General features: G+C 40.2%; 5 protein-coding genes. 3 read left to right on the top strand and 2 right to left on the bottom strand.

Annotated features, from left to right (window positions below):
* Nucleotides 1–110: 110 nt before the first annotated feature.
* Nucleotides 111–548 (bottom strand): DUF3574 domain-containing protein, encoded by a 438-nt coding sequence (locus tag VB740_RS17190; protein ID WP_323201178.1) that lies wholly within the window; start codon nucleotides 546–548, stop codon nucleotides 111–113.
* 26 nt (nucleotides 549–574) lie between these two features.
* Between VB740_RS17190 and VB740_RS17185 the strand changes: the two genes are divergently transcribed.
* The 3 genes from VB740_RS17185 to VB740_RS17175 all read left to right on the top strand — a co-directional run bounded on the left by VB740_RS17185 (nucleotide 575) and on the right by VB740_RS17175 (nucleotide 4,132).
* Complete coding sequence (locus VB740_RS17185) at nucleotides 575–721, top strand: hypothetical protein (protein ID WP_323201177.1); 147 nt, start codon at nucleotides 575–577, stop codon at nucleotides 719–721.
* Between the two features lie 326 nt (nucleotides 722–1,047).
* Nucleotides 1,048–1,407, top strand: coding sequence for a hypothetical protein (locus VB740_RS17180; protein ID WP_323201176.1), 360 nt, complete (start codon nucleotides 1,048–1,050; stop codon nucleotides 1,405–1,407).
* A gap of 25 nt (nucleotides 1,408–1,432) precedes the next feature.
* Nucleotides 1,433–4,132: a TIGR02921 family PEP-CTERM protein gene (locus VB740_RS17175; protein ID WP_323201175.1), complete on the top strand. Its 2,700-nt coding sequence runs from the start codon at nucleotides 1,433–1,435 to the stop codon at nucleotides 4,130–4,132.
* A 50-nt stretch (nucleotides 4,133–4,182) separates the two neighbouring features.
* Here VB740_RS17175 and VB740_RS17170 read toward each other — a convergent pair whose 3' ends face one another.
* The gene (locus tag VB740_RS17170) at nucleotides 4,183–4,578 is read right to left on the bottom strand and encodes a DNA cytosine methyltransferase (RefSeq protein ID WP_323201174.1); all 396 of its coding nucleotides are present in this window, start codon (nucleotides 4,576–4,578) and stop codon (nucleotides 4,183–4,185) included.
* Nucleotides 4,579–4,724: the final 146 nt, after the last annotated feature.

Raw genomic sequence — 4,724 nt, 5'->3', positions numbered from 1 at the left:
CTGTAGTTCCCCTTTTCTCCTCTTCTTTGAACTCCATCAATCACAGCATAAGCAATGATAGTACTCATCCTCAAAACTTTTCGAGGCAAAAAGTGCTTTATCTTAACCTCTTACCGATGCTTATGCCCTTTCTTTCTCAATCTGCAAGCGACGATCAAAGTGCTAAATAGAAGCGCTCCAGTAACAGAAGAAGGTTCTGGAACAGGCTCAGACTCTACAAAACGCACACGGATATCTTCATCAACAACTGTCAAGACACTTTCTTGACTAAACTGTTGAAGGTAAGCTTCAATAATTTGGTTAATAGAAGTTTCGTTATCCAGAGTATCTTCAAAGATAAGGCTAATAACCTTGGAGGGTTCTTCAATAATAATTCCGGTACTGTCTTGAAATTGCCCATTGGCATCAAAAATTGTTAGACCCGATGGGAAACGAGGGGTAATCACACTGTCAACAAACGCTTGAAACTCGCTCTGAGATACTTCACCGTCCCCAGGAATGTTACGCCCAAAAAAGCAAAAAAAACTAGTGTTTGTGCTGAAGTTCATCAAATCTTTAAAATAAAATTTATAGTTTGTTCATTTTTAGTCTGTACTGCTCCCTCAAAACATGGTTGCAATGGCGATCGCAAAAAGCTCAAGCTTCCCCTATCGCCGCCCCCGCCTCTTCTGTGCCTTTGTTACAACCGCCCTCCACGGCCTACGATCGCTCCTTGGGGTAATAGTGCATTCATGTTTGTTTGACCAAATTTTGATAACCATTGGTTAACACGCATTCAGCCAAGGGTGTTGTATTGGGATTGGTTTATTGCGTTTAATCCTTGTATAGTGCAGCTTTAAAAGTTTTTCGCTCTTTTTGCGTAAATTACAAAACTCTAGCTGAAGAATATTGCATAGCGAACGAATTATATTAGGACTTATGCATTGACATAAAATATGGTGGCATCATGAACATATATCTAGCCAAGTCTTCTGTGATATTCCATCTGGGGTTACTCCGCCGCAACACTACAGAACCTCCGCTTAATCACGCACTAACCCGGCAGTAGTGGAAAATAACTTTAGGGACGTGGTATATAGCAATCCTCGAAAACTGCTGCTAACAAGCGTAGGATTAATAGTGATCGCCTACATTTCAACTTGTCTATTTTTGTATGTTCGGCAGCCTTATTTGATATTTCGCCCCATACCAAAAATCTTAACGCTACCTAGTTCACCGGACATTTTTCTTCCTTACAAAGATGTGCGTTTAGCTATTGCCGGCTCTAATGAATATATACATGGCTGGTGGATTCCAGCACCATTAACAAAAGAGCTGGAAGTCCCTAAGCAAATTGTTACAAAAGCCAGTGTTAAGGGAAAACTTAAAATAAGGAACTATTTTCAATGCTGGGGTATGGGTGCATGAACGTTAATTTTAGAGGAGTAAAGCTGTGAAATTATTTTGGAATACAAGTTTTTATGGAATTTTTTGGCTCTGGAATCTGACATTTTTAATGTTAGTTTACATAGGGATATTGCCATACGTAGGCGTACCATTATTTCAGGCAACCTTAACAGGTGATATCCCATCTGAATTTTCTTTGACTCTAGTTACTTTAATTGCCATCCCCACAATTTCCAGTATTATTGGTGGTTGGAGATTTACCAAACAACCTTTACAACTAATTCGCCTATTTTATGGTATAGAAGCACCACTGTTTTTATTGTGTTTGTTGCGGTTATTTGTGATCCGAGAACTGACATCAGCCAGTAGCCAAATTCTGATAACAATGGGCGTATGTATAGCTGCTTTTACTGGAGAGTTATTTTGGGGTTATGCTGACCGACGTAAAAGTGGTTTGCAATGGGCACAAATGTTAGCCCATACATTAATGCTAGTATTTGGAATTTATGCGGGTGCGGTGTTGTTATTTTACGCCTTGCCTTTAGCAGTATTTCTGTTGCAAGAATTCCTCAAATTTGCATGGCTAAAACTATTATGGGATGTACTATATCACTCAGCTTTTGTGGGAGGGTTATTTATAATAATTCCTTGGCTGGCTATTGTTAGTTTCAGTGCCACATTGTTTATTGCAATGCCATCGGCGTTAACAGCAATGTATGTACATTCAGGAGCAAAAATTTTAAGAGCCTTTGCTTCAGAACATGGTAAGAATAAAACATTTGCTGGTGCTGGTGCAGTTATTGTGGCGTTTGCAGTTACTTTTGTATCTTTACAACAACAACCCCAAGTATTAGCTTTTTCACTCTTAGCTAATGCACCTACAAATGATAGCGATCGCCAAACGCTCGTAGCCAAATCAGAACAAATTCGTACAGGATTAGTTAATGCTTATTTATCTTCTTACCGCTACCTTAGCAGCAAGCAAGAAAATAACCATATCAGTGCTATGTATCATCATGTATTAGGCTTAGATAAATCGGCCACTGATGGATTGCAAGCAACTTATAACTTTCTGATGTCACCATTTTTATATAATGGTTCTGACAAAGATACCGCCAAGGCAGAGAAACTTTACGCCGATTTTTTTGATACACCTCTACAAAAAGCAGAAAAAACAGCAGTTAGTCACGCAGTACAATCTACTTTTAATGAACAAGAAGTTAAAGCAGGTTTATTAAATATCAACGAAAAAAAAGTTTTATTAGTATCACAAGAAGTCACAGTTAAAGAACATGGTGATTGGGCTGATGTGGAATTGTACGAAATTTATAAAAACCAAACACAAGAAGTTCAGGAAGTTTTTTACTCCTTTTCTTTGCCAGAAAGCGCTGTAATTACTGGCTTATGGTTGGGAGATACTAATAAATTAGACCAACGTTTCGCTTTTGTTGTCTCTCCTCGTGGTGCTGCCCAGAAAGTTTATAATTCTCAAGTTAGACGCTCACGCCCTATAGATCCAGCTTTGTTGGAACAAGTAGGGCCGAGACATTATCGCTTACGGGCTTTTCCTATTCCTCCTAAGAATGTACAACAAATAGAAGGGCAACCACGACTCCCCACAGAAATGCACCTATGGTTAACTTACAAAGTGCTAGGACAAGACTTGGGTTGGGAAATGCCAGATTTAGGGGAAAGGCGTAATATATTCTGGACTAATCAAACCAAGCGTATCCGCAACGGCAAAGAAATCGGTTTGAAAGACGATGCTTGGTTAGAAAAATTCATCCCGACGAGTGGAAAAATTCAGCCTGTATTACATGAAGTAAATTTAGAGGAAGGCTACAAAATATTAGCTAAACCTTTATCTAGTCAAGATTATACCTTACCCAAACATCAACGAGTTGCTGTAGTTCTCGATACTTCTCGCAGCATGGGGAAACATATTAAAGAATTGCTGCAAACATTATCATGGTTGAAACAACACGGCTTTGCAGATAATGATTTGACAAACAACGATGCAGATTTATATCTTAGTGTTTCTCCAGGTGCTGCACCCAAACGGTTAGATGATCTCCAGCAATTCCAACCGGAAAAAGTCGCTTTTTACGGTACAATTCAACCCCAAGAAATGCTGACACAGTTTAACAATTGGCGTGGAGATACAGCTTATGATGTCGTTTTGCTGTTGAGTGATGAAGGTAGTTATGAATTATCGAAAAACAATAAAACCGTCCCCAATACGCCTGCACCTTTGTGGATACTACATCTAGGTGGATTACCTGGGGCTTATAACGATGGCATCATTAAATCATTACAAGATAGTGGTGGTGGGGTTGCTGTTGATATTTCTGAGGTGCTGCAACGAATTGCTACTAAATCAGTCTTAGGTGACTCTGTTGTGAGTGTTGTCAATGGTTATGCTTGGTATTTGCAAACATTAGACACAGCAATTGCAACTAGCAACCAACAAGATGATTTCTTGCCATTAGCAGCCAGACAATTAATTTTAGGGTTGAGTCAAAAAATTAAGTTAGATAACCTCAAAGGTTTGGATGTGATTCACGCCGTAGCTAAAAAGTATAAGATTGTCAGCCCTTATTCTTCGATGTTGGTATTAGTCAACGATGAACAAAGACAGTTACTCAAAGAAGCAGAAGCCCAAAGCGATCGCTTTGACCGTAAAGTTGAGAACGGGAAGGAAAATCTCTCTAAACCCGTTAATCAAGAAGGAACTGGAAATTGGTGAGGAGCCATCGGCAATAGCCTGAACTTATTCTAAGTTTTGGACAAGGTTAATCATACAGTCACTCCTAATAATTTGCTCTGTGCAGATATAAATAGTTGTGTTGCGAAACTGGGAGGGACAGAATAGCCGATAATCGACCCAGCCGTAGCAGTTTCGTTAGGAAACTCGTACCAACCAGGAAAACCCTGTAACCTCGCTGCACCTTGAATAGACAAAGACTTGACCGTACCATTCGGCAACCAGATATCAGCGAACTTACTACGGTTGCACCCTTTGTGATCTGTGAAGTGCGATCGCAGAATGGTGTTGCAAGGTAAATGTCCAGGTTTATATTTAGACTGTGTACGTCCCCCCACTCTTTCTATTAGCAGTGGTGTTGGCGCATTCCCGGCTAAAAATTTCTCCAAAGCTTGCTGTTGCTTGAGCAGTAGTTGAGAGTCAGGCATTGTGGGGATGAGATGCGCGATACCTTCGGCACACTTCGTGAACGCCTCGTACCAACCACAAGGTGTAGCTCCCGTAGGTAGGGCAACCCGAAACCTGACTTTTCCCGTTAAGTCTTGAAATGCTTGCTGGCAAAGGATTCAAGAAA

The sequence above is a fragment of the Nostoc sp. UHCC 0251 genome, from assembly GCF_034932245.1.
Classification (GTDB): Bacteria; Cyanobacteriota; Cyanobacteriia; order Cyanobacteriales; family Nostocaceae; genus Nostoc.
This window is presented reverse-complemented; position numbering and strand designations above follow the sequence as displayed.